General features: G+C 45.7%; 27 protein-coding genes and 9 tRNA genes. 7 read left to right on the forward strand and 29 right to left on the reverse strand.

Going from position 1 to position 26,578, the window contains the following annotated elements; translation table 11 throughout:
• Positions 1 to 88: 88 nt before the first annotated feature.
• The 13 genes from F0231_RS10455 to mutY all read right to left on the reverse strand — a co-directional run bounded on the left by F0231_RS10455 (position 89) and on the right by mutY (position 5,813).
• A tRNA-Asn gene (locus F0231_RS10455) sits at positions 89 to 164 on the reverse strand.
• A gap of 35 nt (positions 165 to 199) precedes the next feature.
• Positions 200 to 275, reverse strand: a tRNA-Thr gene (locus tag F0231_RS10460).
• Positions 276 to 284: 9 nt separating this feature from the next.
• Positions 285 to 360: transfer RNA gene (locus tag F0231_RS10465), tRNA-Asn, on the reverse strand.
• Between the two features lie 19 nt (positions 361 to 379).
• Positions 380 to 455, reverse strand: a tRNA-Thr gene (locus F0231_RS10470).
• A 55-nt stretch (positions 456 to 510) separates the two neighbouring features.
• Positions 511 to 586, reverse strand: a tRNA-Phe gene (locus F0231_RS10475).
• 222 nt (positions 587 to 808) lie between these two features.
• The gene (locus F0231_RS10480; protein ID WP_171759678.1) at positions 809 to 2,434 is read right to left on the reverse strand and encodes a methyl-accepting chemotaxis protein; all 1,626 of its coding nucleotides are present in this window, start codon (positions 2,432 to 2,434) and stop codon (positions 809 to 811) included.
• 306 nt (positions 2,435 to 2,740) lie between these two features.
• Positions 2,741 to 2,816 (reverse strand) — tRNA-Asn (locus F0231_RS10485).
• Between the two features lie 41 nt (positions 2,817 to 2,857).
• Positions 2,858 to 2,933: transfer RNA gene (locus tag F0231_RS10490), tRNA-Phe, on the reverse strand.
• Between the two features lie 7 nt (positions 2,934 to 2,940).
• A tRNA-Thr gene (locus tag F0231_RS10495) sits at positions 2,941 to 3,016 on the reverse strand.
• A 66-nt stretch (positions 3,017 to 3,082) separates the two neighbouring features.
• Positions 3,083 to 3,158: transfer RNA gene (locus F0231_RS10500), tRNA-Phe, on the reverse strand.
• A 104-nt stretch (positions 3,159 to 3,262) separates the two neighbouring features.
• The gene (gene mltC / locus F0231_RS10505; RefSeq protein ID WP_171759679.1) at positions 3,263 to 4,399 is read right to left on the reverse strand and encodes a membrane-bound lytic murein transglycosylase MltC; all 1,137 of its coding nucleotides are present in this window, start codon (positions 4,397 to 4,399) and stop codon (positions 3,263 to 3,265) included.
• A gap of 67 nt (positions 4,400 to 4,466) precedes the next feature.
• Positions 4,467 to 4,739: an oxidative damage protection protein gene (locus F0231_RS10510; protein ID WP_171759680.1), complete on the reverse strand. Its 273-nt coding sequence runs from the start codon at positions 4,737 to 4,739 to the stop codon at positions 4,467 to 4,469.
• 18 nt (positions 4,740 to 4,757) lie between these two features.
• Positions 4,758 to 5,813, reverse strand: coding sequence for an A/G-specific adenine glycosylase (mutY, locus tag F0231_RS10515; RefSeq protein WP_171759681.1), 1,056 nt, complete (start codon positions 5,811 to 5,813; stop codon positions 4,758 to 4,760).
• A gap of 200 nt (positions 5,814 to 6,013) precedes the next feature.
• On the opposite strand from mutY, the gene trmB reads away from it, so the two are divergent.
• Together trmB and glsB are read left to right on the forward strand one after the other, a co-directional pair.
• Complete coding sequence (gene trmB / locus F0231_RS10520) at positions 6,014 to 6,733, forward strand: tRNA (guanosine(46)-N7)-methyltransferase TrmB (protein WP_171759682.1); 720 nt, start codon at positions 6,014 to 6,016, stop codon at positions 6,731 to 6,733.
• Positions 6,734 to 6,869: 136 nt separating this feature from the next.
• Positions 6,870 to 7,790, forward strand: a complete 921-nt coding sequence (gene glsB / locus F0231_RS10525; protein WP_171759683.1) for a glutaminase B — start codon at positions 6,870 to 6,872, stop codon at positions 7,788 to 7,790.
• Positions 7,791 to 7,844: 54 nt separating this feature from the next.
• Here glsB and hemW read toward each other — a convergent pair whose 3' ends face one another.
• From hemW to F0231_RS10560, 7 genes are read right to left on the reverse strand one after another with little or no spacing between them, the layout of a single operon-like run.
• Positions 7,845 to 9,020 (reverse strand): radical SAM family heme chaperone HemW, encoded by a 1,176-nt coding sequence (hemW, locus tag F0231_RS10530; RefSeq protein WP_171759684.1) that lies wholly within the window; start codon positions 9,018 to 9,020, stop codon positions 7,845 to 7,847.
• A 10-nt stretch (positions 9,021 to 9,030) separates the two neighbouring features.
• Positions 9,031 to 9,636: an XTP/dITP diphosphatase gene (locus tag F0231_RS10535; protein ID WP_171759685.1), complete on the reverse strand. Its 606-nt coding sequence runs from the start codon at positions 9,634 to 9,636 to the stop codon at positions 9,031 to 9,033.
• A 27-nt stretch (positions 9,637 to 9,663) separates the two neighbouring features.
• The gene (locus F0231_RS10540; RefSeq protein WP_171759686.1) at positions 9,664 to 10,095 is read right to left on the reverse strand and encodes a DUF4426 domain-containing protein; all 432 of its coding nucleotides are present in this window, start codon (positions 10,093 to 10,095) and stop codon (positions 9,664 to 9,666) included.
• A 42-nt stretch (positions 10,096 to 10,137) separates the two neighbouring features.
• Positions 10,138 to 10,428 (reverse strand): DUF167 family protein YggU, encoded by a 291-nt coding sequence (gene yggU / locus F0231_RS10545; protein ID WP_171759687.1) that lies wholly within the window; start codon positions 10,426 to 10,428, stop codon positions 10,138 to 10,140.
• Positions 10,428 to 10,985, reverse strand: a complete 558-nt coding sequence (locus F0231_RS10550; RefSeq protein ID WP_171759688.1) for a YggT family protein — start codon at positions 10,983 to 10,985, stop codon at positions 10,428 to 10,430. The genes yggU and F0231_RS10550 overlap by 1 nt, the downstream gene beginning before the upstream one ends.
• Before the next feature lie 40 nt (positions 10,986 to 11,025).
• The gene (gene proC / locus F0231_RS10555) at positions 11,026 to 11,844 is read right to left on the reverse strand and encodes a pyrroline-5-carboxylate reductase (RefSeq protein WP_171759689.1); all 819 of its coding nucleotides are present in this window, start codon (positions 11,842 to 11,844) and stop codon (positions 11,026 to 11,028) included.
• 25 nt (positions 11,845 to 11,869) lie between these two features.
• On the reverse strand, positions 11,870 to 12,586 hold the full coding sequence (locus F0231_RS10560) for a YggS family pyridoxal phosphate-dependent enzyme (RefSeq protein ID WP_171759690.1): 717 nt from the start codon (positions 12,584 to 12,586) through the stop codon (positions 11,870 to 11,872).
• A 25-nt stretch (positions 12,587 to 12,611) separates the two neighbouring features.
• On the opposite strand from F0231_RS10560, the gene F0231_RS10565 reads away from it, so the two are divergent.
• Complete coding sequence (locus F0231_RS10565; RefSeq protein ID WP_171759691.1) at positions 12,612 to 13,643, forward strand: type IV pilus twitching motility protein PilT; 1,032 nt, start codon at positions 12,612 to 12,614, stop codon at positions 13,641 to 13,643.
• 11 nt (positions 13,644 to 13,654) lie between these two features.
• On the forward strand, positions 13,655 to 14,761 hold the full coding sequence (locus tag F0231_RS10570) for a PilT/PilU family type 4a pilus ATPase (RefSeq protein WP_171759692.1): 1,107 nt from the start codon (positions 13,655 to 13,657) through the stop codon (positions 14,759 to 14,761).
• A 93-nt stretch (positions 14,762 to 14,854) separates the two neighbouring features.
• Here the strand turns inward: F0231_RS10570 and ruvX are convergent, their stop codons facing one another.
• The 8 genes from ruvX to metK form a co-directional block, all read right to left on the reverse strand.
• Positions 14,855 to 15,280, reverse strand: a complete 426-nt coding sequence (gene ruvX / locus F0231_RS10575; RefSeq protein ID WP_171759693.1) for a Holliday junction resolvase RuvX — start codon at positions 15,278 to 15,280, stop codon at positions 14,855 to 14,857.
• A 21-nt stretch (positions 15,281 to 15,301) separates the two neighbouring features.
• The gene (locus tag F0231_RS10580) at positions 15,302 to 15,865 is read right to left on the reverse strand and encodes a YqgE/AlgH family protein (RefSeq protein ID WP_171759694.1); all 564 of its coding nucleotides are present in this window, start codon (positions 15,863 to 15,865) and stop codon (positions 15,302 to 15,304) included.
• A gap of 46 nt (positions 15,866 to 15,911) precedes the next feature.
• On the reverse strand, positions 15,912 to 16,859 hold the full coding sequence (gene gshB, locus F0231_RS10585) for a glutathione synthase (protein WP_171759695.1): 948 nt from the start codon (positions 16,857 to 16,859) through the stop codon (positions 15,912 to 15,914).
• A gap of 13 nt (positions 16,860 to 16,872) precedes the next feature.
• Positions 16,873 to 17,604, reverse strand: a complete 732-nt coding sequence (gene rsmE / locus F0231_RS10590) for a 16S rRNA (uracil(1498)-N(3))-methyltransferase (protein ID WP_171759696.1) — start codon at positions 17,602 to 17,604, stop codon at positions 16,873 to 16,875.
• A 117-nt stretch (positions 17,605 to 17,721) separates the two neighbouring features.
• Positions 17,722 to 18,423: an endonuclease gene (locus F0231_RS10595; protein ID WP_171759697.1), complete on the reverse strand. Its 702-nt coding sequence runs from the start codon at positions 18,421 to 18,423 to the stop codon at positions 17,722 to 17,724.
• Between the two features lie 78 nt (positions 18,424 to 18,501).
• Complete coding sequence (locus F0231_RS10600; protein WP_171759822.1) at positions 18,502 to 18,999, reverse strand: SprT family zinc-dependent metalloprotease; 498 nt, start codon at positions 18,997 to 18,999, stop codon at positions 18,502 to 18,504.
• A 77-nt stretch (positions 19,000 to 19,076) separates the two neighbouring features.
• On the reverse strand, positions 19,077 to 19,874 hold the full coding sequence (locus tag F0231_RS10605) for a DUF2189 domain-containing protein (protein WP_171759698.1): 798 nt from the start codon (positions 19,872 to 19,874) through the stop codon (positions 19,077 to 19,079).
• A 275-nt stretch (positions 19,875 to 20,149) separates the two neighbouring features.
• Positions 20,150 to 21,304 (reverse strand): methionine adenosyltransferase, encoded by a 1,155-nt coding sequence (gene metK / locus F0231_RS10610; protein ID WP_171759699.1) that lies wholly within the window; start codon positions 21,302 to 21,304, stop codon positions 20,150 to 20,152.
• A gap of 323 nt (positions 21,305 to 21,627) precedes the next feature.
• On the opposite strand from metK, the gene tkt reads away from it, so the two are divergent.
• Entirely contained in the window at positions 21,628 to 23,622 is a 1,995-nt protein-coding gene (tkt, locus tag F0231_RS10615) for a transketolase (RefSeq protein WP_216612139.1), read from the forward strand.
• Between the two features lie 89 nt (positions 23,623 to 23,711).
• On the opposite strand, the gene F0231_RS10620 is transcribed toward tkt, so the two are convergent.
• A complete protein-coding gene (locus F0231_RS10620; RefSeq protein WP_171759701.1) occupies positions 23,712 to 23,948 on the reverse strand; it encodes a hypothetical protein in 237 nt (78 codons plus the stop codon).
• A gap of 198 nt (positions 23,949 to 24,146) precedes the next feature.
• Between F0231_RS10620 and epd the strand changes: the two genes are divergently transcribed.
• A complete protein-coding gene (gene epd / locus F0231_RS10625; protein ID WP_171759702.1) occupies positions 24,147 to 25,187 on the forward strand; it encodes an erythrose-4-phosphate dehydrogenase in 1,041 nt (346 codons plus the stop codon).
• Between the two features lie 144 nt (positions 25,188 to 25,331).
• Positions 25,332 to 26,492 carry a phosphoglycerate kinase gene (locus tag F0231_RS10630; RefSeq protein ID WP_171759703.1) on the forward strand — a complete coding sequence of 387 codons (1,161 nt, stop codon included), beginning with the start codon at positions 25,332 to 25,334 and terminating at the stop codon, positions 26,490 to 26,492.
• Positions 26,493 to 26,578: the final 86 nt, after the last annotated feature.

Below are 26,578 nucleotides of genomic sequence, written 5' to 3' on the forward strand. Positions count from 1 at the left end.
TGCTTTGGGAAAGTTAATTTTTCTAAGAGGGGATTTATGCAAGGTACAAACGAAAAAAAGCCAAGTCTTTCGACTTGGCTTTAAAAAGTGGCTCCTCCTGCTGGGCTCGAACCAGCGACCTGCGGATTAACAGTCCGTCGCTCTACCAACTGAGCTAAGGAGGAATTATTCTTTTTGATGTCTTTCTAAGAAGAAAGAATGGTGCCGACTACCGGAATCGAACTGGTGACCTACTGATTACAAGTCAGTTGCTCTACCTACTGAGCTAAGTCGGCACGCTAGATTGGCTCCTCCTGCTGGGCTCGAACCAGCGACCTGCGGATTAACAGTCCGTCGCTCTACCAACTGAGCTAAGGAGGAATTATCCATTGAAAAGAAATGGTGCCGACTACCGGAATCGAACTGGTGACCTACTGATTACAAGTCAGTTGCTCTACCTACTGAGCTAAGTCGGCGCACTATTTTTCTTTTCTTGCTGTTGTCTTATCTTAGACACCAGCAAATAAATTGTGGTGCCCGGAGGCGGAATCGAACCACCGACACGAGGATTTTCAATCCTCTGCTCTACCGACTGAGCTATCCGGGCGACGAGGTGTATTAAACGGCTTTTCGTGTTTCAGGTCAACATTAAATTGCAAAAAAAATATCGTTTGTTGTTTTTCTATACTTAATGGGCTGTTTTTATCCGTTTTGAGCAAGAAATGTATAGCTAGCAGGCGTAGGTGTAGGAAAGAAATAGGGAAATAGTTTAGTTCAAACAATAAAAAAGCACGCAAAGAGGCGTGCTTTTTACTGGTCTAGGTGCCGATTAATGCTTAACGGTAAACTTGCTTACCCAATTTTCTAGCTCATTCGATAGCTGAGCTAAGCTTTGTGTGCTGCTGTGACTCTCTGTCACAACGCTACTTAGCTGATTTCCGCTATCTTCAATCATATTGATTCGCTGAGAAATATCATCACTCACCTGAGTTTGCTCTGCCGCAGCAGTAGCAATCTGGTGGCTCATTTGAGTAATCGATTCAAGTGCCACAACAATTTGTTGTAGAGCTTGAGAAGCATTTTGAGATTCCGTTACCGTGCTTTCACTGGTCTCTGCACACACCTCCATGGTTTGGATAGCGTTTTGCGAGCCTGCTTGCAGGTTAGTGATCATCTGTTGGATCTCTTTTGTGCTGTCTTGTGTACGTCCTGCTAGGTTACGTACTTCGTCTGCTACGACTGCAAAACCTCGGCCTTGCTCACCAGCTCGTGCGGCCTCGATAGCAGCATTGAGGGCGAGTAGGTTAGTTTGCTCGGCAATATCGCCAATCACATCCAGTACTTTAACAATGTTGTTTACATCATTGTCTAGGTCAGCAACTGCTTTACTCGCCGCGCCTAATTGGCCTGCTAAGCCTTGGATGTTATCCACCGTGTTATGGATCAATTGCTGCGTATGCTGGCTTTGCTTGTCGGCTTCATCAGTGCTTCGAGCGGTATCACTTGCAGAATCGGCAACATTATTCGCAGAAGAGGCCATCTCCGTCATCGCTGTCGCAATCATCGCAGTCGATTGTTGTTGAGAGTCGGTCAGTTGGGCAATGCTTGCAGCACGACCTTCCACACTTGAAAGCTCGCTGCGTAGAGCGTGCATTGAGGTATCTAGGTTATTGACCAGTTCTGCGAGCGATAAACTCATTTGCTGAACGGCTTCATAGATACTGCCTTTTGGTGCTTGCTGATCGAAAGAGCTTTGGATATTACCGTTAGCAACCTCTTGAACGGCTCTACGTACATCTTGTGGTTCACCACCCAGTAGGGCAAGCATTCTACGAATAGAAAGAATCAATGCAGCTAAGATGGCTGAAGCGATACCGATACAAAGTAATAGCTGCCATTGCGCTGTTGACCAGAAGCGTGCATTAACTTCGTTGAAGCCGATACCGGTGCCGACGACCCAACCCCAGTGTGGCGTTCTTTCTGCAATCGATAATTTCTCTTCGATCGTTCCATCAGGCAGTTTCTGTGTCCATGTGTATTCAACAACCTGGCCTGTTTTACGTCCGAGTACATCAAGAATTAACTGACCAACACTGTTGCCGTCACCATCTTTAAAGTCATGGAAGCTTGTGCCATGCAGTTGTGGGTCTAGTGGTGTGGCAATAAACGTCATTTTCTCATCGGCTACGTAAACATACTCATTGTCTTTATAGATGTTGTTACGCAGTAGGCGAGTTGCCAACGCTTTCGCTTGTTGTTCTTCAAGAGTTCCGTCAAGAGACATTTTCTCGACTTCAGTCAGTATGCTGTATGCACTGTTAAATAGTTCATTAACACGTGCTTTGTTGTCTAAGTTACTTGCAACGCGAAGTGTCCAAAGGCCAGTAGCAGTTAATGCTAGCAATGCCACAAGGATTATCCCCGAGAGTAAATAAGCTTGAGTTTTTAATTTCATGTAATAGCTCACCAAAAAATGCTTTATCTGAGTAAAGCTTAAAGAATCCATTCTTGTAATAAGAATTTCATATTAGTCGAGTTCTGATAAAGCGAATAGTTGAGGGATGTGAATTTATGATTTGGATTAAATTTTAGGAGCAAAAAAAGTGTTTTTTAAGCAATAGAGTTCTTATTGTTTAGGTGGTTATTTTTGAGGAGTCATCGGGGGAGCTGGAAAAATGAGGGGGAAGATACCGAGTTCTCAGGAACTAGTAATATGCTTCAAACGAAAAAAAGCCAAGTCTTTCGACTTGGCTTCTCAAAGTGGCTCCTCCTGCTGGGCTCGAACCAGCGACCTGCGGATTAACAGTCCGTCGCTCTACCAACTGAGCTAAGGAGGAACTATTCTGTTTGTGTCTTGCTAGGCAAGAGCACCAAATAATGGTGCCTCGAGGCGGAATCGAACCACCGACACGAGGATTTTCAATCCTCTGCTCTACCGACTGAGCTATCGAGGCAAAAGAATGGTGCCGACTACCGGAGTCGAACTGGTGACCTACTGATTACAAGTCAGTTGCTCTACCTACTGAGCTAAGTCGGCACACTAATATTCTTTGTGCTTTTGTTCGTGTAATAACATTTGCTAACACACCAACAAATCAAATTGTGGTGCCCGGAGGCGGAATCGAACCACCGACACGAGGATTTTCAATCCTCTGCTCTACCGACTGAGCTATCCGGGCTAACGGGGCGCTATTAAACGGATTTTCGCTCCTGCCGTCAACAGGTTTTTTTAAAAAAATTCAAAAAAGTCGTTAGTTGCTGAGAATTTAGTCGTTTTGAGCGATTAAGTTTTCCCTGAGTTAAAATCCTTTTTGAATTTTGTAACTTTTTCTAGGTATCTGCGCGCTTCTGCGTTCGGATGTTTTTTCGTAAGCGCCCAATAAACTTGGTTTGGTTGCAAAGAATTTAAATCTCGCATTGCCCGTTTTCTATCGTTTCGGTTAAACGTGTTCAAAACACCACCCGTTCCCCCGTTGTAAGCAGAGATCATACTGTACTCAAGTGATAGAGGGTGATTAACGTCTTTTAGGTAACGATTTTTCAGAATGTAGAAGTAAGCAGTACCTGTATCGATGTTGTTTTCCGGATTGAAAAGGTATTCTGGTGATGGTTGACCTGACTTTTTCTTCACCAGTTTAAAGACATCCTTACCCGCTGTTTTCGGAACAACTTGCATTAAACCGTAGGCATTTGCCCAACTTACAGCGTAAGGGTTAAAGCTGCTTTCCGTTTTAATGATGGCGTAAATCAGGTCTTCAGGGATGTCGTATTTACGTGATGCACGCTGAACAATGTCTGCATATTTGTAGCTGCGAATCTCAAATTGCTCTTCTACCATCGGAATTTCGACGTAGTAAGCCTTTTTGAAATCAACATCTTTAACTTTTAATTTGTTCGCAATCAGATAATCGGCAAATCGGTTGGCGCGCCAAGACCATTGGATGGCTTTGTTATCTTGATCGACCACTTGGCGATAAAGGAAAGGCTGCCCTTCCAGTTTGACCTCTTTTGATGAGAAAAGATCGACATTTGCCGGATCGTCAGGGGTCAAAAGCGTGGTAATGATGGCGTTTTTGAGGTGTTTTTTAGGATCGGTTGGTGAGACGGTTTCAACCGTAATCAGCCCTTTGTCGAAGTTAACTTCTGAACGGCTGAGATAGTTATCGATATATTTAACGTAGTTACTCTTACCTGCAAATTTAATTTCGTTACGACCCCAGCGCTTTTCAATATTGCCAGAAAAGCTGTTGATCAGGGCATCGAGCGCATCGGTGTCTTTTGCAAATTGGCCTGGTAACTCAGCGAGGTTTTTTGCAAAACGGTTGGTTGGCTCATAATTCACATCATATAAGCCTTCGATAAACTCTCGACTGCAGCCTGTTAGGGTCATTGCGATAAGAAAGTAAGCTAACTTCTTCATAGGTATCCTAAAAAAATGACATCACTGCGGGCAATGATGTCATCTTATCTCTTAACTCGTTTTGATATTACTCGCTTGGTGGCGTGTAACCTTCGATGTGAACCTCTTTTCCTTCAAATAAGAAGTTAACCATCTCTGCTTCTAGAAGCTTGCGGTGTTCTGGGTCCATCATGTTGAGCTTTTTCTCGTTGATAAGCATGGTTTGCTTACTTTGCCATTCAGCCCATGCTTCTTTCGATATATTATCGAAGATACGTTTACCTAGTTCACCTGGGTAAAGTTGAAAGTCTAGGCCATCAGCCTCTTTCTGTAGTCGAGCACAAAATACAGTGCGGCTCATAACGACTCCTTAAAATAATTAGCTTTGAAGTTCGAAAGGTAAGCTTTCCAGCAGTTGTTTAACTGGAGCGGCTAACCCAATCTCTTCAGGTTGCGATAAGTTATACCAAAGTCCTTTGCTCGCTTCCATCACCACATCAGGTTGCTTTGATAGGTCTACCAATATTGGTGTGATATCGAGGTGGTAATGGCTAAAGGTATGACGAAAAGCGATGAGCTGAGTTTGCTGTTTGATCTTATCGTCAGTGACGTTGCGAATTGAAAGCTGGTGGTCGATGTCGGCATTACTGTTCTCAGGAAAACAGAACAGTCCCCCCCAGATGCCTGATTGAGGGCGCTGCTCTAACCAAACTTGGCCATTATGGTGGAGCATGACAAACCATGCTTCTTTCACTGGCTTCTCTTTTTTCGGCTTCTTACCTGGGTAGTCGAGTGGATTGCCTTGCTTTTTAGCGGCGCAGAACGTTTCTACCGGGCACAAGGTACATTTGGGTTTACTGCGAGTGCACACCATTGCGCCCATATCCATCATGGCTTGGTTATACTTGTCGACATCTACAGATGGAGTGTGTTCTTTAGCGAATTCCCACAGTGCGTTCTCAACTTTTTTCTGCCCGGGCCAGCCTTCAACGGCGAAACTGCGCGCAAGGGTGCGTTTTACATTGCCATCTAAGATTGCATGAGGCTGCTTATAGACGGAAGACAAAATCGCTGCGGCTGTTGAGCGGCCAATGCCAGGTAGCGCGTTCATCTCATCGATATTGAGTGGAAATTCTCCACCATATTGCTCGGCGACGACTTTAGCGGCTTTATGAAGGTTACGGGCGCGAGCGTAGTAGCCAAGCCCTGTCCACAAATGGAGGACTTCATCTTGTTCTGCGTTTGCTAAATCAATAACCGTTGGAAAGCGTTCTAGAAATCGTTGGTAATAGGGGATGACGGTCGCAACTTGAGTTTGCTGCAACATGATCTCTGACAGCCACACGCTATAAGCGGTTTTATCTTGCTGCCAAGGTAGGCTTTTACGGCCATAGTTCTCATACCATTCAAGGATGGCACTGGCGAAAGGAGTCACGACTTGCTCTTGTTTTATTTGTTATCTAATTAGTCAAAATTGCACCATAGTTTATGGGTAAAGTACAACCGATAAACAGTAAGGGTATACTTTACGTCTGAGATGGATGTGTATTTACGCTAAAAAACTTGCACCAGTGGCAATTCTTTGGATAATCACAATCCCTTTGAGTCGAGACCAAATTTTAGACAGGCAAAATCATGAGTGAAGTGACCACTAACGAGTACAACGAAGACGGTAAACTGATACGCAAAATTCGCAGCTTTGTGCGTCGCGAAGGTCGTTTGACCAAAGGTCAAGAAAATGCGATGAACGAGTGTTGGCCAACAATGGGTATTGATTACCAAGAAAAGCTTCTAGATTGGAAAGAAGTGTTTGGTAACGACAACCCAGTTGTTCTAGAAATTGGTTTTGGTATGGGCGCATCTTTGGTTGAAATGGCGAAGAATGCCCCTGAGAAGAACTTCCTTGGTATCGAAGTGCACAGCCCAGGCGTTGGTGCGTGTCTATCGGATGCACGTGAAGCAGGTATCACTAACCTACGTGTTATGTGCCACGATGCGGTAGAAGTGTTCGAGCACATGATTCCAGATAGCAGCCTAGAGACACTGCAGCTGTTTTTCCCTGACCCATGGCATAAAGCGCGTCACCACAAGCGTCGTATTGTTAAAGCTGAGTTTGCAGAGATGGTTCGTGCAAAGCTACAGCTTGAAACGGGGATCTTCCACATGGCGACTGACTGGGAAAACTACGCAGAGCACATGATTGAAGTGATGAACGCAGCACCTGGCTTCGAAAACATCGCACAAGAGGGTGATTTCATTCCTCGTCCGGATGAGCGTCCACTGACAAAATTTGAAGCGCGTGGTCACCGTTTAGGTCACGGTGTTTGGGATATCAAATACAAGCGTGTAAAGTAATTCATCGTACCTAGGTCTTGATAGACTCTGTACGTTAGCCGCTTAGGCAATGAATTTTTAGAGCCAACATTTACGATGTTGGCTTTTTTGACCCTACAAGAAAATAATAATAACTGATTGATTTTTAAGGTTGCTGATGAAACCGACACAAGAAATATTAAATGAGATTCTCGAAGAAGTTCGCCCACTTATCGGTCAAGGTAAGGTCGCGGACTATATTCCTGCATTAGCGAGAGTGCCTGCGACTAAGTTCGGCCTTGCGGTTTTCACCAATGAAGGTGAGGTTATCAAGGCGGGGGATGCTGACGAAGCCTTCTCGATTCAGTCTATTTCTAAAGCGTTGAGTCTGACTCTGGCTATGTGTTTGTACAAACCAGAAGAGATTTGGACGCGTGTTGGCAAAGAACCATCGGGCCAAGCCTTTAACTCATTAATTCAGTTAGAGATGGAGCAGGGGATTCCGCGCAACCCATTCATCAATGCGGGTGCAATTGTGGTGGCCGATTTGCTTAATAGCCGCTTATCTGCACCCCGTCAGCGTTTACTTGAATTTGCTCGTCAGCTCTCAGGTGATACGCATATCTGTTATGACAAAGTAGTCGCGGCATCAGAGATGATGCACAGTGACCGCAACGCGGCTATCGCTTATTTGATGCGTTCGTTTGGCAACTTTGAGAATGACGTTATTCCTGTACTGAACAACTATTTCCACGCTTGTGCTTTGAAGATGAGCTGTGTCGACTTAGCGAAAACTTTTAGCTATCTAGCAAACAAAGGTACGTCGGTTCAAACTGGAAAGTCAGTGATTACCGCAACACAAACCAAGCAATTGAATGCCTTGCTCGCAACCTGTGGTTTGTACGATGGGGCTGGTGAATTCGCTTATCGTGTTGGTATGCCAGGTAAATCAGGCGTCGGTGGCGGCATTATGGCGGTAGTTCCGGGTGAAATGACGATTGCAGTGTGGTCTCCAGAGCTTGACCCTTCAGGTAACTCGTTAGCAGGGACTAAAGCCCTTGAACTGCTAGCTGAACGTATTGGTCGTTCGATTTTCTAGCACCGCAATAAAAAGGGTTGATGCTTTCACATCAACCCTTTCTAATTTTTAGCTCTACTCTTCGGCCATAAAGGCTTCTAACAGATCATTTAAGAACAGTTTCCCTTTCTCTGTAATCTGCCAGTGGGTGTCTGTTTCGCTGAGATACCCCATCTCAATCGCCCAATCAATGGTCTCTTGTACCGCTTCAAAGCCAAGACCAGTCGTATCAAGAAAGTCTTGCTTTGGACACGCTTCAATCAGACGGAAACGGTTCATAAAGAACTCAAAAGGGCGGTCTTCATCGGCCACTTCAACTTCGCTATTGAGATACGGTTTGACCATATTATCAAAGGCGGCAAGGTATCCTTTTGGGTGCTTAATCTTAGTCGTACGCACAATTCGACCATCGTTAAAGCTGAGCTTTCCATGTGCTCCGCAGCCGATACCGAGGTAGTCGCCAAAGCGCCAGTAGTTCAGGTTGTGCTGACACTGGTAGCCAGGTTTGCTGTAGCCTGAAATCTCATACTGAACATACCCTGCATCGGCTAGCTTTTGATGGCCTTGTTCAAAGATATCCCAAAGATCATCGTCATCTGGCAGTGTCGGCTGTCGATAGTAGAACATGGTGTTGGGTTCGATCGTAAGCTGATACCAAGAGAGATGTGGTGGATCGAGTTCGATCGCTTTATCTAGATCCGCTAAAGCTTGATCGACAGATTGATCTGGCAAGCCGTGCATAAGATCGAGGTTGAAGCTATTGAGGCCAATCTTATGTGCCAGTTTTGCTGCATTGACTGCTTCATCCTGACCGTGGATACGACCCAGTCTTTCAAGCTTCTTTTGTTCAAAGCTCTGAACACCAACTGAGATACGCGTGACACCTGCTTTTTGATAGCCAGCAAAACGTTCAGCTTCGATCGTGCCAGGATTGGCTTCCATTGTGATCTCTATCTCTTGTTTGAAAGGGATGCGATCTTCGATCCCTTTCAATAGATCGGAAATCCCTTCAGGGGAGATCAAGCTTGGTGTGCCGCCGCCAATAAAGATCGAGTGTAGGGGGCGCGCATTTGAGCTGAGTCGATAGCGTTCGATGTCCGCATCAAGATCTTGCAGCAGCGCCGCTATGTACTCTTGCTCTGGAATGTCAGCTTTTAACTCATGTGAGTTAAAGTCGCAGTAAGGACACTTCTGTACACACCATGGGATGTGTACATAAAGGCTTAAAGCTGGTGGAATTAACTGGCTCATTATTCGATGCTTACAGTGATTGCTCAGATAACGTTGCAAACAACTGCTTGAGTGCTTTACCGCGGTGGGATAATTGCTTCTTACGCGCAGGCTCAAGCTCTGCTGAAGCGCAGTTGTCTTCCGGTACGAAGAATACAGGGTCGTAGCCAAAGCCATACTCACCGTGTGCTTCTGTTAAGATGCGGCCTTCCCACTTACCGTGACAAACGATAGGTGTTGGATCGTTCTCATGACGCATCAGAACTAGAACACAGTGAAAGCGGGCAGTACGTTGCTCCTCTGGAACTTCTTTCATCGCTTCTAGCAGCTTTTCTAGGTTTTGTTGGTCTGTTGCACCAACGCCAGCGTAACGTGCAGAGTAGATGCCAGGAGAGCCTTTTAGGGCATCGACTTCTAGACCAGAGTCGTCAGCAATCGCAGCAAGGCCAGTCTCTTTAGCGGCATGACGCGCTTTGATGATGGCATTCTCAATGAAGGTCGTCCCGGTCTCTTCAACGTCAGAAACATTGAACTCGCTTTGTGCGACGACATCAAAACCAAAGTCGGACAGCAGATCTGCCATTTCACGTACTTTACCTTGGTTACCTGTTGCTAGAACAATCTTGTTATCACTCATCGTATGACCTTAAACCTTTCTCGAACTCTATTCTTCTACATAAAATTTCTGGGTGAACTTTAATGTGCCAGTGCCTTTAATGCCAGCGTTAACATCAATATTAAAGGTCAATCGTTCTTCTTCGCTGACTGGGAACTCCGCAAGGTAGTAGATGGCGTCACCCTCTTTGACTTCGCGGAAGGTGAGGTCTCGCATTTGGCCGATGAGGTTTTTAGCGCTGCCAGAAATATCAGCGGTTATCGCAGGCTTTCCTGCTTGCGAATTGTCTAGCACGCTAATGTTTAGAATTGCCGAATAACCGTTACGTTTTAGTTTGTAGCTACGAGCGACTTGTGGAGTGAGAAAGGTGGAGTTAAAGGCGGAGTAGTGGACTTCAACGTCTTTGATTGTCTTGAATTGGCCTGCGTAGCTTGGAAGAGCAATCATGCTCACCAGTAGTAGTGTGATCCATCGTTTCATGGTGCTTCCTTATAGGGTGTGTAGAGTACAAATAAAAAGCCATCAAATGATGGCTTTAATCTCTTGTGGGATGTTGATTGGCGCTTGGATTCGGACTTGTTTGTGTCGCCCGAGTTCGCCTTTTTCTATGGTTATTAATCCCTTCGCCACTTTGAATTGCTTGGCGAGATACTTACTGAGATGGGCGTTGGCCTTACCATCAACAGGAGGAGCTGTAATCGCAATTTTTAGCTCTTCACCGTGTAGACCAACCATCTTGTCACGGCTTGCTTTAGGTTGAATATAAAGGCGAAGAATAAGATCTTCGCCATCAAACCAAGCTGCTTGTGACATTATAGTTGGAACCAGATTGGACCGATCAGATCACCCATCAAGAAGTTAGCAAATTGCAGAGCAATAAACAGAACCAGCACGCTTAAATCAAAGCCGCCCATTGCAGGAAGAATACGGCGGATTGGTGCCAGCATTGGCTCGGTTAATTGATGGAACACATATTCAATTGGGCTGCGGCCTTGGCTAACCCAGCTCAAGATTGCACGGATAAGCAGAACCCAGAACAGTAAGCCACCTGCTGCTTTAAGCAGAGAAAGCAGACCTAGGAATAGGAAATCAGCGCTAAAGGTCACTGACCCGTTTGAAGCAATCAGAATGAGCGCGACAAATTTCAGTACACACAGTACATAAGCAAATAGCACGGTCGCGAGATCAATGCCACCAACAGAAGGGACAATACGACGCAGTGGTGCGATAACTGGTTGAGTCGCTTTCACGATAAATTGTGAGAACGGGTTGTAAAAGTCTGCACGGGCAGCTTGCAACCAGATACGTAAGATCACCACCATTATGTAGAGATCAAACAGGGTGGAAATCAGAAAACTCATTGAATTCATAGGTTACCCTTACTTGGTAGAGCGAGTTACTCAAAAATAATTAAAACAGTTTTTCCATCTCTTCAGCGCGCGAAACCGCCGCTTGCATAGCTTTCGCTACTATATCGGAAAGTTGGTGTTCATTGAACGTTCGAAGCGCTTCTGCAGTGGTGCCGCCTTTCGAAGTCACGTTCTCACGCAGTGTTGAAAGCTCAGTATCAGGGTTGCCTGTCACCATACTCGCAGCGCCGAGTGCAGACTGTTGAACCAACAGACGAGCGGTCTCTTTATCAAACCCTTGCGCGATGGCCTCTGCTTGCATCGCTTCCATAAACAGGAAGAAATACGCAGGCGCACTGCCAGCTGCAGCAATAATGTTGTTAATCCCCGATTCCTGCTCAACCCAGCATACTTTGCCACAAGACTGCATTAGCTCAGCTGCAAATGCTTTGTCTTGCTCAGACACGTGTGAAGGCGCGTACAGGCCGCTCATACCTAAACCAAGCTGAGAAGGCGTATTTGGCATGACACGGACTAAGTTAAGTTCGCTATTAAGCATGTCACTGAAGCGAGCACTTTGAATGCCTGCAGCAATCGAGATAACCAATTTCTTAGACCAATCGATGTGTTGAAGTGGCTTACAAACCTCTTCCATCATTTGTGGTTTCACAGACAGAACAACCACATCAGCGTCTTGAGCAGCTTGAGCATTATCGTTGGTGGTATTGATACCAAACTCTTGCTCTAGCGGCAGGCGACGAGTCTCAGAAGGCGCTGTTGCAGTAATTAGCGATGCAGGGTATCCACCTGCGACCATTCCAGAAACGATAGCTTTGACCATGTTGCCTGCGCCGATAAAGGCGATCTTTTTGTGTTCCATTGGTTATCTGCTCCTTTGTTAGATTTTATGCTTTGTTGCTGTAGTCACGAGCACCAAAAATAGCGGTGCCAATTCGAACCATAGTGCTACCGGCTTCAATCGCCGCTTCCATGTCGCCACTCATACCCATTGATAAGGTATCAATGTTTTGCTCAGGGAAGCGTGTTGCTAACTTCTCTTTTAATTGAGCAAGTTGAGTGAAAGCTGCAAGCTGTGAGTCGTAGCCACTCACGTTGGCTGGAATTGACATCAACCCTCTTAAAGTGAGGTTTGGTAGGCGAGAAATCAACTCTGCGAGTTCAAAGATTCCATTTTCATCAAGACCTGATTTAGAGGCTTCACCACTGGTATTGACTTGCATCAGTACTTGAATCGGTTCTGCGCCGTCTGGCCTTTGATCATTGAGTCGCTGGGCTATTTTAGCTCGGTCGACAGTGTGCACCCAGGCAAAGCTTTCTGCCACATGACGTGACTTGTTGGATTGGATTGGACCAATGAAGTGCCACTCAAGATTTAAGTCTGGATGGTGTTCTGAAAAGTGTGCTACTTTATTTGCACCCTCTTGTACGTAGTTTTCACCAAAGGCTACTTGCCCTGATTGTGCAGCTTCAAGGATGGCTTCAACGGGCTTCGTCTTACTGACCGCGAGAAGTTGCACTGTGTCTCGACCGCGTCCACACTTTTGTTGTGCAGCCTCAATCTGTGAGGTGATCTGTTCAATATTTTGTTGAATACTAGTCATAGCAGATTTTACTTAAGGATTTTAAATGGATATCGCTGAATTACTGGATTTTAGTGTAAAGCATAATGCTTCAGATCTACATCTTTCTGCAGGAGTATCTCCAATGGTTAGAATTGATGGTGAAGTAAGGAAGCTTGGCGTCCCTGCTTTTAGTCATGCCGATGTGCATCGACTCGTATTCGAGATCATGAATGACTCTCAGCGCAGTGAATTTGAAGAGCGCCTTGAAGTGGACTTCTCATTTGAGCTCCCTAATGTTGGTCGCTTCCGTGTTAATGCCTTCAATCAAACCCGAGGCTGTGCGGCGGTGTTTCGTACAATCCCAACCGAAATCCCAACGTTAGAAGAACTTTCTGCGCCGCAAATTTTTGAAAATATTGCCAATATGGAAAAGGGCTTAGTGCTGGTTACCGGCCCAACAGGTTCTGGTAAATCGACCACATTGGCTGCGATGGTTGATCACATTAACCGTCATCAAAACAAACACATCCTTACGATTGAAGACCCAATCGAATTTGTACACAACAACAATAAGTGTTTGATCAACCAGCGTGAAGTGCACCGCGATACTCACAGTTTTAAAAATGCTCTGCGCAGTGCACTGCGTGAAGACCCTGATGTAATTTTAGTTGGTGAGCTACGAGACCAAGAGACAATCAGCCTTGCATTGACTGCCGCTGAAACTGGTCACTTAGTGTTTGGCACGTTGCACACCAGCAGCGCAGCAAAAACCATTGACCGTATTATTGATGTCTTCCCTGGTAGCGACAAAGACATGGTTCGTTCCATGCTTTCTGAGTCGTTGCGCGCTGTTATTGCACAAAAACTGTTGAAGCGTGTCGGTGGTGGGCGTACTGCATGTCATGAAATCATGATGGCGACTCCAGCGATCCGTAACCTTATCCGCGAAGACAAGGTCGCTCAGATGGTGTCAGTTATCCAAACAGGCGCGGCTCATGGTATGCAGACTATGGAACAAAATGCCAAGCAGCTGATCGCGCAAGGCCTAGTAGACGCTGAAGAAGTTGAAAAGAAAATTGAAATGAGCTCGTTCTGATAGAGGTTGATATGGATATTGATGTTTTCCTTCAAGGAATGAACAGCCAGAAATCGTCGGATTTATATATCACGGTTGGTGCACCTGTGTTGTACCGAGTCGATGGCGAACTGCGTGCTCATGGCGAGAAACTGACTCAAGGGCAAGTCGATCAGTTATTGGCGAATATGATGGACGATGATCGCCACCAAGAGTATTTGAAAACGCGCGAAGCGAACTTTGCGATTGTTCGAGACTTTGGACGCTACCGTGTCTCGGCATTTTATCAACGTGAGATGCCAGGAGCTGTGATTCGTCGTATTGAGACGACCATTCCTACCTTTGACGATTTACGCCTCCCGGACGTGTTACAAGACCTGTCCATTGCTAAGCGCGGTTTAGTTTTGGTTGTCGGGGCAACGGGCTCAGGTAAGTCTACAACTATGGCGGCGATGACAGGCTATCGCAATACACATCGCACAGGGCATATTCTGACGGTTGAAGACCCAATTGAATTTGTGCATGAGCATCAGCGCTGTATCGTGACTCAACGTGAAGTTGGGTTGGATACTGAAAGCTATGAAGTTGCGCTAAAGAACTCACTGCGCCAAGCGCCTGATATGATTTTGATTGGTGAAATCCGCTCCCGTGAAACTATGGAATACGCGATGACTTTTGCTGAAACGGGTCACTTGTGTATGGCGACGTTGCACGCCAACAATGCTAACCAAGCCCTAGAACGTATTTTACATCTTGTACCGAAAGAGCAAAAAGAGCAGTTCTTGTTCGATTTATCGATGAACTTACGTGGTGTTATTGCCCAGCAGCTCATTCGGGATAAAAACGGCCAAGGTCGACACGGTGTGTTTGAAGTCTTGCTTAATAGTCCACGAGTGTCAGATTTGATTCGTCGCGGAGATCTCCATGAGCTGAAAACGACCATGGCGAAGTCTAAGCAAGTAGGGATGCAGACATTTGACCAAGCACTGTATCAGTTGGTCATGGATGGCAAGATCAATGAAGAAGATGCAATGCACAGTGCTGATTCAGCCAATGACCTGCGGATTATGCTTAAAACGCAGCGTGGTGATAGCTTCGGTGGAGGGAGCTTAGACGGCGTTCAGATCGATATGGAGTAGCCATACTCTTCATATTTGAAGCCTTAGCTGTGTTAACTGTTATAAACAAAAAAGGTGATGCAAGTGCATCACCTTTTTACTTTTTAAGTTTCGCTAGTCGCCGTATTGAGCTTCAAACCAGCTTTCAAGAATCACGACTGCAGACTGGCAATCGACATTTCCTTTGCTTAGCGCTTTATAGCCGCCCATTTCAAATAGATCGGCTCGTGCCTCGGTGGTTGATAGACGCTCATCGTGCAACTCAACAGCCAAGCCAAAGCGCCCATGCAGGCGGTTGGCAAACTTCTTAGCTCTGGGTGTAATGGTTGCCAAATCTTTACCATGAAGGTCAGTCGGAAGGCCGACCACCAATAAGTCCGGTTGCCACTCTTTAATTTGTTTCTCGATGTTATCCCAGTTAGGAATACCATCATTGGCCTTGAACGCTTTTAGCGGCGAAGCCGTGCCTGTAATTTCTTGGCCAATCGCGCTACCAATACTCTTGGTACCAAAATCAAAGGCCATGATTGTTCTAGACATAATCACTCTTTCATAAATGGGTTAGGCGTGTCCGATCTCGCTAGACAGTTGTGAAGCATCGATACCCAGCATTTGTACCGCTTTTTGCCAACGCTCATTGATTGGAGTATCGAACATTACGTTTGGATCTGCTTCAACGGTCAACCATGAATTTTCAGACAGCTCGCTTTCTAATTGGCCTGCATCCCAGCCAGAATATCCGAGAGCAACAATGTATTGGTTGGGTTCAGCTTCGGTACCTAATACGCCCAGAATGTCGCGAGAGGTGGTGACAGAGATACTGTCAGTCATCTTGATGCTTGATTCATATTCATCTTTAGGTTGATGCAGAATAAAGCCGCGATCTTCAGAGACTGGACCACCATTGAGCACTGGGCGGTCTAGGCTGTCGGTTAATAGCTTGGGATGAACTGACTCAACATCGACCTTTTCAAGCATCTTACCGATTGTGATATCGATAGGCGCATTGATGATCAAGCCCATTGCTCCTTCATCATTGTGCTCGCACACGTAAACCACGCTGCGCTGGAAGTAGGGATCTTTCATCCCTGGCATAGCCACTAAAAAATGGTTTGTTAAGTTCATAGATACTCCCAGTAGAAAGTTGGGCGACAAGCTGTCGCCCAAAGCATTACGCTTTTAGTCGACGTTCAATCGCATCCATCAGCTTACCTGTAATTGAAACATCGAATGCCGCTTCAATTTCACGAATACAGGTAGGGCTAGTGACGTTGATTTCAGTTAGCTTGTCACCGATAACATCTAAACCGACGAAGATCAGACCTTTTTCTTTAAGTGTAGGCGCTACAGCTTCTGCGATCTTTTTATCTGTCTCACTCAGTGGACGAGCTTCACCTGTGCCGCCTGCCGCAAGATTACCGCGAGTTTCGCCTTTCGCTGGGATACGAGCTAGACAGTAGCCGATTGGTTCGCCATCAACGACGAGAATACGCTTATCACCATTGCTGATGTCTGGAACAAATGTTTGCGCCATTGCGTAGTTTTGGCCGTGATTAGTCAGCGTTTCGATAATCACCGATACGTTCGGATCGCCCTCTTTAACACGGAAGATAGACGCGCCGCCCATACCATCAAGTGGCTTTAGGATCACGTCGCCATGTTTTTCACGGAACTGTTTAATCTTCTCTGCTTTACGAGTCACGATAGTAGTTGGTGTTAGTTCTGGGAACCAAGCTGTGAACAGTTTCTCGTTACAGTCGCGCAGACTTTGAGGTTTGTTAACAATCAGCGTGCCTTGTTCTTCAGCGCGCTCAAGAATGTAAGTCGCGTAGATGTATTCGGTATCAAACGGAGGATCTTTACGCATCAATACGGCGTCTAGCTCAGAAAGTTCGATAGTTTGTTCAGATTTAAACTCGTACCAACCATTTGGATCTTCTTTTAGTTCAACCACTTTTGTGTCGGCAACGGCAACACCTTGATCTAGGTGAAGATCGTTCATCTCCATGTAGTGGATTTCATAGCCGCGGCGCTGCGCTTCAAGCATCATGGCAAAGCTAGAGTCTTTTTTGATGTTAATGGACGAGATTGGGTCCATTACGATACCTAATTTGATCATTTTCTTTCTCCGTTTAACCAAGATCGCCGAAACGAACTTGCAAGGCTGTAATTGCAGTCAAAGCCGCTGTCTCAGTACGTAGTACACGTGGACCAAGCAGCGTCTCTTCAAATTTGTAGTTCTCGGTCATGCTGATCTCTTCAGCAGACAAGCCACCCTCAGGGCCGATTAATAGGCGCACTTTTTCAACAGGCGTTGGCAGCGTGTTGATTGAGTATTTCGCTCTCGGGTGAAGGTTGAGTTTTAGACCGTCGTACTCCTCTCCACACCACTCTTCAAGCTGCATGATTGGGCGAATCTCAGGTACTGTGTTGCGGCCACTTTGTTCACAGGCGCTAATAGCGATTTTCTGCCATTGAACGAGTTTCTTTTCGAATCGTTTTTGGTCCAATTTAACCCCGCAACGTTCAGAGATAAGTGGGGTAATCGTATTCACCCCAAGTTCTACCGACTTCTGAATGGTGAACTCCATCTTATCGCCACGAGAGATGACTTGGCCAAGGTGCAGATCAAGCGGGGACTCAGAGCTACGTTCAACGCGTTCTGATAGCTCAACCTCAACCGATTTTTTCGACACGTTGGTGATTGTTGCTGGAAACTCAGCACCGCTGCCATCAAAGAGTAGAACCTCTTGTCCCTCTTTCATACGCAGCACTCGGCCAATATGACCGGCTGCATCATCGCTAAGCATCAAAGCGCCTAACTGGGAAATGGTTTCTGGGTGATAAATTCGTGGGATGCGCATCGTATTCGACTTCCAGCAAGAGATTTTTAAGTAACCTCTAACATGGATGCTTTAGTGAGAAAAAACAAGGGTCAGGAAGAGTTTCCAAGCAATTGTCAGAAACTCTTTCACACTAACTTATAACGCTTGGCAAGCTTCATAGACAAACGGGTTGTGGTTACCTTGAACTTTGAAGATGCGATTCTCACGCTCACATTCCCAAGTGTCGACAGGAAACTGTTTGTTCCACGCATTCATCAATTGGGTTTGTTGCTTAGACAGTTTAAATCCGTATTCCTGGCTCATGTAGAGGTAGGTTCTCGCAATCGACCCTTTGGCGCGATCGGGTGGCATCACTTTACGCTGCTTGAAATTAACCTGCATTTCACAGCGACCATAGCTGACTCCATCAACACCTTTCCACTGACTGAAGTTGTAGTTTGAGCGGTCGCCATTCACTTCTCCGATCGCTGGCGCAAGGTTGTGAAGATCGGCTTCCATAGATTTAAAAATCTTATCATTTTTAGTGCAGTTTTTACGTCCGCCGGTTTGCCAGCATTGACGTTGATGGCCAAACTGCCATGCTGGGACAACATGCTCCCATTCGATACGAGAGGCGCGTTTCTCTTGTTTACGGACTTGGTATCCGCATGACTCTAAATCAGGTTTACCCTTGCGTCCTTGCCACTCAATATCACAGCCACAGTAGAAGCTGGTGGTATGGTCGGCATAGATCTTTACCGCTTCTTTCTTGGCTTTGGAGAACGAGGAGGGAGGTGCAGCGAATACGGTTGCGCTCGAGAACAGCGCAAGCAAGCTCAATAATAGGGTTCTTTTCATTATTTTCCGTATTAGAAAAGTAGTAGTAATTACAGTCTAACACGCAATTCTAAAGAGTCTTATTGAGTTTTGAGTTGATTAAGAGAGCTGCTTACCCGTAAAAGAAAGCGTCTGTTGGCACTGCTGACAGCGGTAGGTTGCTTGATTGCGAAGCACTTTGTTGTGTCGGCGGATGGTTAACGGGTATAGGGTACAACCACAGCGGTATTCAAATGTTTTGCCTTGCACTGATGTGACTTCAAAACTGTGTGTCGTCTTTGCCGGTACGTTAAACACAGACTCCATCACGCCTTGCCACTCTTTCCCATGCGGTCGTACACGTCCGTAGACCTGATAAGTGATCAAGTGAGCAATCTCGTGTGGAATCACTTCATCTAAGAAAGCTTGCTGGTTCTCTATGAATAGGACTGGATTAAGGCGGATCTCATTTAGCTGTAAATACGCTTTTCCTGCTGCTTTACCTCTTAGCTTGTAGCTGAATGCTGGAATCGGGAAAGAGCGTTGAAATGCTTTTTGAGCCCGCTGGATGCAGTCGGTCGTGACTCTAAGTACGCGGTAATGGAGCTCTTGATCCAAATGAGTGGCCACAAAAAATTCGCCTCTAAACTGTGATAGAGGCGAATCATATAATGGTTAGGGGCGCTCGTTAAGCGTTATGGGTGATGTTTCTTTTTGATGGTCTCATGGTAAGCGTGCCAAGTACCGTAGCCGAGAATTGGCATAGTAAAGAACATGCCTATTCCGTAAGTCGCGAAGCCAACTAAGATGCCTCCGCAGATAAGCATTGCCCAGACGATCATTGCAGGGATGTTCGACTTCACGGCATTAAAGCTTGAGAAGACTGCGGTCATCATATCAACGCGACGTTCCATCATTAACGGGATTGAGAAGGCTGAGATGCTGAACACCACACTTGCCAAAACAAAACCAATCAACGAACCGATGACGAGAAACGGCATGAAGTCTGTCAATGGTGCACCTTGTACTGAAGGGTAAAGGGCATGGAGTAGAGCAGCAATGCGCATCCAGAAAATCATGCAAACCGCTAGTAGCACTGCAAAGGCCCATTGTGATGTTGAGTTGCGGCTGATGGCTTTCATTGAGTGAAGTAGACTGGCACTGTGGCCTTTTTCACGCTCCCAGCTCGCATCGTATAAACCGAGTGCGAGGAAAGGTCCTATTAACATGTAGACGACTAAACTTGGCATGACAACAAGGTGAGTGCCTTGCCACTGGACAAGCAGCACAATACCGACCGCTGCCGCCATAAAGCATAACCCGTAAAAGGCGCTAATCAGTGGCATGCGGACAAAGTCATGCAGGCCGAGAGATAGCCAATGGAATGGAGCAGAAATACTGACCTGATTACATGGAATCGTGCGTGCGTATTCTGAGTCTTTGACTTCCTTTTGCTTATCGCTGAAGTCTTGTGGATTCACCGTACGAGGCATATATCCTCCTTGATCGATTCTCTGTTCTAACCGAATGGTAAAACCACCCGACTGCGTTGAAAACTCGATGCCCGGCTTTTTGACTTCTGTACTTAGGGCAAGAGTTTGTATTTTGTTACGAGAGTCATTGCAAGAAAGATTGATCTCGTTAACATATTTTTAACTATTGACCCGGTGGCAAGAAAATACAAATTTGTGCGCATAATTTATCCATAAAGAAAGGGCTTTTGGTTTCCCAAAAGCCCTTTTAAAGTCGGATAACTTTTTGTGTCTATTTATTTAAGACCTGCAAAGTCTGCAAGGATAGCGGCTTTGTCTGTTGCTTCCCATGGGAACTCTTCACGGCCAAAGTGACCGTATGCTGCTGTCTTCTTGTAGATAGGTTGAAGTAGGTTCAGCATCTCTTGTAGGCCGTATGGGCGTAGGTCGAAGTTCTGACGAACAGCTTCAATGATCACTTCGTGAGGCACTTTCTCAGTACCGAACGTTTCAACCATGATAGATGTTGGATCAGCAACACCGATAGCGTACGAAAGTTGGATTTCACAACGGTCAGCCATACCCGCAGCAACGATGTTTTTCGCTACGTAACGTGCTGCGTATGCTGCAGAGCGGTCAACTTTAGATGGATCTTTACCAGAGAATGCACCACCACCGTGACGAGCTGCGCCGCCGTAGGTATCTACGATGATCTTACGACCTGTTAGACCACAGTCACCCATTGGGCCACCGATTACGAAACGGCCAGTTGGGTTGATGAAGAAGTTTGTTTCTTTGTTGATCCACTCAGAAGGCAATACTGGCTTGATGATCTCTTCCATTACTGCTTCACGAAGGTCTGGTGTAGAGATTGAATCACAGTGCTGAGTTGAAAGTACAACTGCATCGATACCAACGATTTTACCTTGGTCGTATTGGAACGTTACCTGAGATTTTGCATCTGGACGAAGGAAGCCTAGTTTGCCGCTCTTACGTACTTCAGCTTGCTTTTCAACAAGACGGTGAGAGTAAGTAATTGGTGCAGGCATTAGGATTTCAGTTTCGTTTGTTGCGTAACCGAACATAATACCTTGGTCGCCAGCGCCTTGATCTTTAGGATCTGCTTTATCAACACCTTGGTTGATGTCTGGAGACTGCTTACCGATAGTGTTTAGAACTGCACAAGAATCTGCATCAAAACCCATGTCAGAGTGAACGTAACCAATTTCACGAACGGTTTCACGAGTGATCTCTTCGATATCAACCCATGCAGAAGTTGTAACTTCACCGCCAACCATTACCATGCCGGTCTTAACGTAAGTTTCACACGCAACACGTGCCTTAGGGTCTTGTTCTAGAATCGCATCAAGTACTGCATCTGAAATTTGGTCTGCAATTTTATCTGGATGACCTTCTGATACCGACTCAGAAGTGAACAGGTGCTTAGCCATGTGAGCTCCACTTTAATCTATTGAGAGTGACCAGTTTCCATCAACTCATCACTATTAAATATTACTATTAATTGTAGGTGTATCTACATCTAGACGTCTATTCTAATTTTGAACGCTCGAATTACAAGCTATTTTTTTTCATTACACATAACCAATCGTTTGCTTTGTTGTGCTCACAAATGAATAACTTGGCTCGATAGGAAGCGAAATCTCATAAAATTGTGCTGTTTGAGCTTGGAAAACGTTTGCAGAGCCAGAATTGCTTTGAGAGAATTATCGCCCACACATAATTTTTGATTCGCTTAATGCATTCAGGAGCTGACATGTCTTCTCGTCAACATCTCGCAAACGCAATCCGTGCTCTAAGTATGGATGGTGTACAACAGGCTAACTCTGGCCACCCAGGCGCACCAATGGGTATGGCTGATATCGCTGAAGTTCTATGGCGTTCTCACCTAAACCACAACCCAGCTAACCCAGAGTGGGCAGACCGCGACCGTTTCGTTCTGTCAAACGGCCATGGTTCTATGCTGATTTACTCTCTGCTTCACCTAGCAGGTTACGAGCTTTCTATCGACGATCTGAAGAATTTCCGTCAGCTTCACTCTAAAACACCAGGTCACCCTGAGTACGGTTACGCTCCGGGTATCGAAACGACAACAGGTCCTCTAGGTCAAGGCATCACTAACGCTGTAGGTATGGCGCTGGCTGAGAAGACTCTAGCGGCACAATTCAACAAAGAAGGCCACGACATCGTTGACCACTTCACTTATGCATTCATGGGTGATGGCTGTCTGATGGAAGGTATCTCTCACGAAGCATGTTCTCTAGCAGGTACGCTAGGTCTTGGTAAGCTAATCGCTTTCTGGGATGACAACGGTATCTCTATCGATGGTGAAGTGGAAGGTTGGTTCTCTGATGATACGCCTAAGCGTTTTGAAGCATACGGTTGGCATGTGATTCCAGCTGTAGATGGTCACGATTCTGAAGCGATCAACGCAGCAATCATCGCAGCGAAAGCTGATCCTCGTCCTACTCTAATCTGTACTAAGACGGTTATCGGTTTTGGTTCACCTAATAAGTCTGGTTCACACGACTGTCACGGTGCTCCGCTAGGTGCTGAAGAAATCGCAGCGACTCGTAAGCAACTAGGTTGGGAATTCGGTCCATTTGAAATCCCAGCAGACGTTTACGCTGAGTGGGATGCAAAAGAAGCAGGCGCAGCTAAAGAAGCAGCTTGGAATGCTAAGTTTGACGCATACGCGGCAGCTTACCCAGCAGAAGCAGCAGAACTTAAGCGTCGTCTAAACGGTGAACTTCCTGCGCAGTGGGAAGAGAAAGCAAACCAAATCATTGCTGATCTTCAAGCGAATCCTGCAAACATCGCATCACGTAAAGCATCTCAAAACGCACTAGAAGCATTCGGTGCTATGCTACCTGAGTTCTTAGGCGGTTCTGCTGACCTAGCACCTTCTAACCTAACTATGTGGTCTGGTTCTAAGTCTCTAGAAGCAAATGACTTCTCTGGTAACTACATCCACTACGGTGTACGTGAATTCGGTATGACGGCTATCATGAACGGTATCGCTCTGCACGGTGGTTTCGTACCATACGGCGCAACGTTCCTAATGTTCATGGAATACGCTCGCAACGCAATGCGCATGGCTGCTCTAATGAAAGTTCAGAACATCCAAGTGTACACGCACGACTCTATCGGTCTTGGCGAAGATGGCCCAACTCACCAACCAGTTGAGCAAATGGCATCACTACGTCTAACTCCAAACATGAGCACATGGCGTCCATGTGACCAAGTTGAGTCTGCAGTGGCTTGGAAACTAGCAATTGAGCGTAAAGACGGTCCAACGTCTCTAATCTTCTCTCGTCAAAACCTTGCTCAGCAAGAGCGTAGCGAAGAGCAAGTAGCTAACATCGCGAAGGGTGGTTACATCCTGAAAGATTGTGAAGGTAAGCCAGAGCTAATCCTGATCGCTACAGGTTCTGAAGTTGAGCTAGCAGTTGAAGCAGCAGCACAACTAACAGAAGAAGGTAAAAAGGTACGCGTAGTATCTATGCCTGCAACTGACGCATTCGATAAGCAAGACGCAGCTTACCGCGAAGCAGTTCTACCTTCAGACGTAACGGCACGTGTTGCTATCGAAGCGGGTATTGCTGACTTCTGGTACAAGTACGTTGGTTTCGACGGTCGTATCATTGGTATGACGACATTTGGTGAGTCTGCACCTGCAGGTGAGCTATTCAAGATGTTCGGTTTCACTACAGAAAACGTAGTGAGCACAGCTAAAGAGCTTCTAGCTTAATATTCTTTATAGTTGAATATAAAAATGAAAAAAACCGAGCCCAAACGGCTCGGTTTTTTTATGCAATCAAGCTGAGGAAAAGTACTAAATTACTCAAACTCATCGCCTTTATTATCTTTCTCTTTGTGACCACATACTTTACAGGTGACGTATCTGTCCATGTCGTAGTAATGACCACCGTTGATAAAGGTATGAGCAAAAAGTTTGATCCTACCTAAAAGAGAAGTATCCGTGTCGTAGCTGCTGGTCTTTCTCACAAGCACTTCACGATGGGGCGTATCTTGGTTGCATTGCTTACAAAAGTGAGTCGCTGGGAATCCCGACATAGTCATTTCCTTTGGTTGATAAACTAGGAAAGAAACAGCCAATAGAAAAACGACATACTCATGTCCACTATGCATATTGCTAGCATAAAAACCAAGTTTTATAAGATTAATTCTTCGACGTATTTCACTAACTTAATGCGTTTTGAGTGGCTATCGGGTACTATTTGTGACACGAAAATCATGTAGGGCGATGGAATCATGCTAAAAGTTGCGATCAATGGATTTGGACGTATCGGTCGTAATGTACTGCGTGCAGTATATGAAAGTGGTAAGAACCAGCAGATCAAAGTAGTAGCCGTCAATGAGCTAGCACAGCCAGACGCTATGGCTCACCTATTGCAATATGACACGAGTCATGGGCGATTTGGTAAGAAGATCAGTAACGACCAAGAGCACATCTACGTACATCATGATTCCCCTCATGAAGGGACTGGCGAATTTGATTCGATCCGTATCCTTCACCTTGCAGAAATCAATCTCCTACCATGGCGTGATCTCGAAGTGGATCTGGTACTCGATTGTACCGGTGTCTTTGGCTCTCAAGCGGATGGCCAAGAACATATAAAAGCAGGCGCTAAGAAAGTTCTATTTTCTCACCCAGGTGCTAGCGACTTAGACAACACAATTATCTATGGCGTGAACCATGAGACTCTGAAAGCGGAGCACAATGTGGTTTCAAATGGCTCCTGTACCACCAACTGTATTGTTCCGATCATCAAAGCACTTGATGATGCGTTTGAGATTGAATCTGGCACCATCACGACGATTCACTCATCAATGAATGATCAACAAGTCATTGATGCTTATCACTCAGATTTACGACGCACTCGAGCGGCGAGCCAGTCGATCATTCCAGTTGATACCAAGTTGCATAAAGGGATTGAAAGAATCTTCCCGAAATTTTCCAACAAGTTTGAGGCAATTTCTGTGCGGGTACCGACGGTAAACGTCACGGCGATGGATTTAAGTGTCACAATTAATACAAATGTGAAAGTTAATGACGTAAATCAAACCATTGTTAACGCATCTCAGTGTACATTACAGGGCATTGTTGACTATACTGAAGCGCCGCTCGTTTCGATCGACTTTAATCATGATCCCCATAGCGCGATTGTCGATGGTACACAGACTCGAGTAAGTAACGGACATCTGGTTAAGATGTTGGTTTGGTGTGATAACGAATGGGGCTTTGCGAACCGTATGCTGGATACCGCGCTCGCAATGCAAAACGCGAAATAGGCTGTTTATAGTTTGGAGAAATATTTATTTTTACCCTTGAAATAAATATTGGTAATCTCCATATCTAGTTGAAGAATTAATAGGCTCTGCAGGGTTGCGGGGCTTCCAAAAACTTTATTTTTTGAATATTCGAGAGGACACATCATGTCTGTAATTAAGATGACTGACCTGGATCTAGCAGGTAAACGTGTATTTATCCGTGCGGACCTAAACGTACCAGTAAAAGAAGGCAAAGTGACTTCTGATGCTCGTATCCTAGCTTCTCTGCCAACAATCAAGCTATGTCTTGAAGCGGGCGCTAAAGTAATGGTGACTTCTCACCTAGGTCGTCCAACAGAAGGTGAGTACGCGGAAGAGTTCTCTCTACAACCTGTCGTTAACTACCTAAACGACGCACTAGACTGCGACGTTAAACTAGCAAAAGACTACCTAAACGGTCTTGAACTAAACGCTGGTGAGCTAGTTGTTCTTGAAAACGTTCGCTTCAACAAAGGCGAAAAGAAGAACGAAGAAGAGCTATCTAAAGCATACGCTTCACTATGTGACGTATTCGTAATGGATGCATTCGGTACTGCTCACCGTGCACAAGCATCTACACACGGTGTTGGTATGCACGCACCTGTAGCATGTGCTGGTCCTCTACTAGCGGCTGAACTTGAAGCACTAGGCAAAGCAATGGACAACCCAGAGCGTCCACTAGTAGCTATCGTTGGTGGTTCTAAAGTTTCTACTAAACTGACTGTTCTTGAGTCTCTTTCTAAAGTTGCTGACCAACTTGTTGTTGGTGGTGGTATCGCAAACACATTCATCGCAGCTGAAGGCCACAACGTAGGTAAGTCTCTATACGAAGCAGACCTAGTTGAAACAGCTCAGAAACTAATGAAAGAGTGTGCTATCCCAGTTGCAACTGACGTAGCATGTGCAAAAGCATTCGACGAGAACGCTGAAGCTGAAATCAAGCACGTTTCTGAAGTTGCTGATGACGACATGATCTTCGACCTAGGTCCAGATTCAACAGCGGCTCTAGCTGAAATCATCGGCAACGCTAAGACTATCCTTTGGAACGGCCCAGTAGGCGTATTCGAATTCAAGAACTTCGAAGCAGGTACTGCAGGTATCTCTAAAGCAATCGCTGAGTCTGCAGGTTTCTCTGTAGCAGGTGGTGGTGATACGCTAGCAGCTATCGACAAGTTCGGTATCAAAGCTGACGTTTCTTACATCTCTACTGGCGGCGGCGCTTTCCTTGAGTTCGTTGAAGGTAAAGTACTTCCAGCTGTAGCGATGCTTGAAGAGCGCGCTAAGTAATTAAATGAAAGCGGGGGAGTTTCTCTCCCGCTTTCTTGTTTGCTGCACATCACAGTTTTTTGCTAGAATAGCCTGAGTTGTGAGCA

It is taken from the genome of Vibrio sp. RE86, assembly GCF_013114545.1.
Classification (GTDB): Bacteria; Pseudomonadota; Gammaproteobacteria; order Enterobacterales; family Vibrionaceae; genus Vibrio.

Excerpts from the sequence above, each read along its gene's own strand:
- F0231_RS10550 (WP_171759688.1), bottom strand. The coding sequence starts at position 10,985 with ATGAATTCAATGAGTTTTCTGATTTCCACCCTGTTTGATCTCTACATA.
- glsB (WP_171759683.1), top strand. The coding sequence starts at position 6,870 with ATGAAACCGACACAAGAAATATTAAATGAGATTCTCGAAGAAGTTCGC.
- F0231_RS10510 (WP_171759680.1), bottom strand. The coding sequence starts at position 4,739 with ATGAGCCGCACTGTATTTTGTGCTCGACTACAGAAAGAGGCTGATGGC.
- hemW (WP_171759684.1), bottom strand. The coding sequence starts at position 9,020 with ATGAGCCAGTTAATTCCACCAGCTTTAAGCCTTTATGTACACATCCCA.
- F0231_RS10620 (WP_171759701.1), bottom strand. The coding sequence starts at position 23,948 with ATGTCGGGATTCCCAGCGACTCACTTTTGTAAGCAATGCAACCAAGAT.
- F0231_RS10560 (WP_171759690.1), bottom strand. The coding sequence starts at position 12,586 with ATGACTAGTATTCAACAAAATATTGAACAGATCACCTCACAGATTGAG.
- rsmE (WP_171759696.1), bottom strand. The coding sequence starts at position 17,604 with ATGCGCATCCCACGAATTTATCACCCAGAAACCATTTCCCAGTTAGGC.
- ruvX (WP_171759693.1), bottom strand. The coding sequence starts at position 15,280 with ATGTCTAGAACAATCATGGCCTTTGATTTTGGTACCAAGAGTATTGGT.
- F0231_RS10480 (WP_171759678.1), bottom strand. The coding sequence starts at position 2,434 with ATGAAATTAAAAACTCAAGCTTATTTACTCTCGGGGATAATCCTTGTG.
- F0231_RS10565 (WP_171759691.1), top strand. The coding sequence starts at position 12,612 with ATGGATATCGCTGAATTACTGGATTTTAGTGTAAAGCATAATGCTTCA.
- F0231_RS10535 (WP_171759685.1), bottom strand. The coding sequence starts at position 9,636 with ATGAGTGATAACAAGATTGTTCTAGCAACAGGTAACCAAGGTAAAGTA.
- mltC (WP_171759679.1), bottom strand. The coding sequence starts at position 4,399 with ATGAAGAAGTTAGCTTACTTTCTTATCGCAATGACCCTAACAGGCTGC.
- yggU (WP_171759687.1), bottom strand. The coding sequence starts at position 10,428 with ATGTCACAAGCAGCTTGGTTTGATGGCGAAGATCTTATTCTTCGCCTT.
- metK (WP_171759699.1), bottom strand. The coding sequence starts at position 21,304 with ATGGCTAAGCACCTGTTCACTTCTGAGTCGGTATCAGAAGGTCATCCA.
- trmB (WP_171759682.1), top strand. The coding sequence starts at position 6,014 with ATGAGTGAAGTGACCACTAACGAGTACAACGAAGACGGTAAACTGATA.
- F0231_RS10630 (WP_171759703.1), top strand. The coding sequence starts at position 25,332 with ATGTCTGTAATTAAGATGACTGACCTGGATCTAGCAGGTAAACGTGTA.
- F0231_RS10605 (WP_171759698.1), bottom strand. The coding sequence starts at position 19,874 with ATGCCTCGTACGGTGAATCCACAAGACTTCAGCGATAAGCAAAAGGAA.
- F0231_RS10540 (WP_171759686.1), bottom strand. The coding sequence starts at position 10,095 with ATGAAACGATGGATCACACTACTACTGGTGAGCATGATTGCTCTTCCA.
- F0231_RS10595 (WP_171759697.1), bottom strand. The coding sequence starts at position 18,423 with ATGAAAAGAACCCTATTATTGAGCTTGCTTGCGCTGTTCTCGAGCGCA.
- proC (WP_171759689.1), bottom strand. The coding sequence starts at position 11,844 with ATGGAACACAAAAAGATCGCCTTTATCGGCGCAGGCAACATGGTCAAA.
- F0231_RS10570 (WP_171759692.1), top strand. The coding sequence starts at position 13,655 with ATGGATATTGATGTTTTCCTTCAAGGAATGAACAGCCAGAAATCGTCG.
- tkt (WP_216612139.1), top strand. The coding sequence starts at position 21,628 with ATGTCTTCTCGTCAACATCTCGCAAACGCAATCCGTGCTCTAAGTATG.
- gshB (WP_171759695.1), bottom strand. The coding sequence starts at position 16,859 with ATGATCAAATTAGGTATCGTAATGGACCCAATCTCGTCCATTAACATC.
- epd (WP_171759702.1), top strand. The coding sequence starts at position 24,147 with ATGCTAAAAGTTGCGATCAATGGATTTGGACGTATCGGTCGTAATGTA.
- F0231_RS10580 (WP_171759694.1), bottom strand. The coding sequence starts at position 15,865 with ATGAACTTAACAAACCATTTTTTAGTGGCTATGCCAGGGATGAAAGAT.